Annotated in this window: 2 protein-coding genes; both read right to left on the reverse strand. The window is 34.2% G+C overall.

Annotated features, from left to right (window positions below):
* Positions 1–54: 54 nt before the first annotated feature.
* Entirely contained in the window at positions 55–441 is a 387-nt protein-coding gene (gene tssD / locus AC2A1C_RS15790; RefSeq protein WP_484026889.1) for a type VI secretion system tube protein TssD, read from the reverse strand.
* Between the two features lie 204 nt (positions 442–645).
* Complete coding sequence (tssD, locus tag AC2A1C_RS15795) at positions 646–1,032, reverse strand: type VI secretion system tube protein TssD (protein WP_484026891.1); 387 nt, start codon at positions 1,030–1,032, stop codon at positions 646–648.
* Between the last annotated feature and the right edge of the window lie 244 nt (positions 1,033–1,276).

A 1,276-nucleotide genomic window follows, 5' to 3' on the forward strand; every position in this document is an offset into this window, starting at 1 on the left:
AAAAGACAAAAAATGGGCAATAGAAGTATTACCCATTTTCATCAGATGCGAACTTTATACCCACTCATTGGTGTACTTTCCGGTTCCCATCTCTATCTCTCTTGCCGAGATGGTGAAAGTCTCCGTAAGCGGATTGTCTCCCGTGGAATCAAAATTCTCTCTGTGTTTTACCAAATACGCTTCCGTAAATTTCAACTCTTTTAAGGTTGCCTTGCTGTCTCTCTTAAAAAATACAACGCTCCCGTCTTTTCTCTCAAAGGAATTGGTCATCCATTCGAATAAATCCGTGGCTCCCGTTCCTTCCACCACAACATCTATCTTACCACCTCTGGTAATAGTGGATGGTCTTCCGGTTGCATCCGTTTCCTGAAATAATCCGTAGCTTACATTAAGAACATTGTATTCTTTTCCTGCTACTTTTAGTTTTGCTTGAAATGACATAATTTTATGATTTTAAGTGTTTTAGTATAATTAAATTGTGTTTTTGAATTTTCATTTTGTGCTGCTTAAGCCTTCCTAACAATGATCAATTAAGAGCACAAATACCCATTTCCTGTTTCCGGGAACTATTTCTTTAGTAATCATTAAAGTAATAAGCTGATAATTTAAAAAAGGGAAACCCTTCTTATTTAAGAAAATAAGGAATTATACCCATTCATTTTCGTGACGCGCACTGCCCATTTCTATTTCTCTGGCAGATAAGGTAAAAGTCTCGGTAAGCGGATTTTCTCCTGTAGAATCAAAATCTTCTCTGTACTTCACAATATACGCTTCTTTGAATTTAAGCTCTTTCAAGGTAGCATCGCTATCTCTTTTGATGAAAATAACACTCCCGTCTTTCCTCTCAAACGAGTTGGTCATCCACTCGAAAAGATCTGTGGCTCCTGTTCCTTCTACTGTGATATTGATTTTACCGCCTCTTGATACGGAAGATGGTCTTCCTGTTGCGTCGGTTTCCTGTAGCATTCCGTAATCTACAGATAAAATGTTGCGCTTGATGCTGCCCGCATCGAATTTTGATTTAAATGACATAATAAAATATATTTAAGTTAAATATCCAATACTACCAAAAATGGTTAAATACATCCTAAATGTGTTCAAAAATATATTCTTTTTTATGAACCAATTATGGAAATATATTCTTTTCAAATGTATAAAATATTTTTAATACAAAAAATTATTTCAACGAAAATTTTAAAGTTTTTTATTATGTTAAATACAATTGCATGAAAAATCACAAACAAAAACCCCATAAACATTATTGTTTATGAGGTTT

The organism is Chryseobacterium sp. HNCC26DJ241 (genome assembly GCF_057180505.1).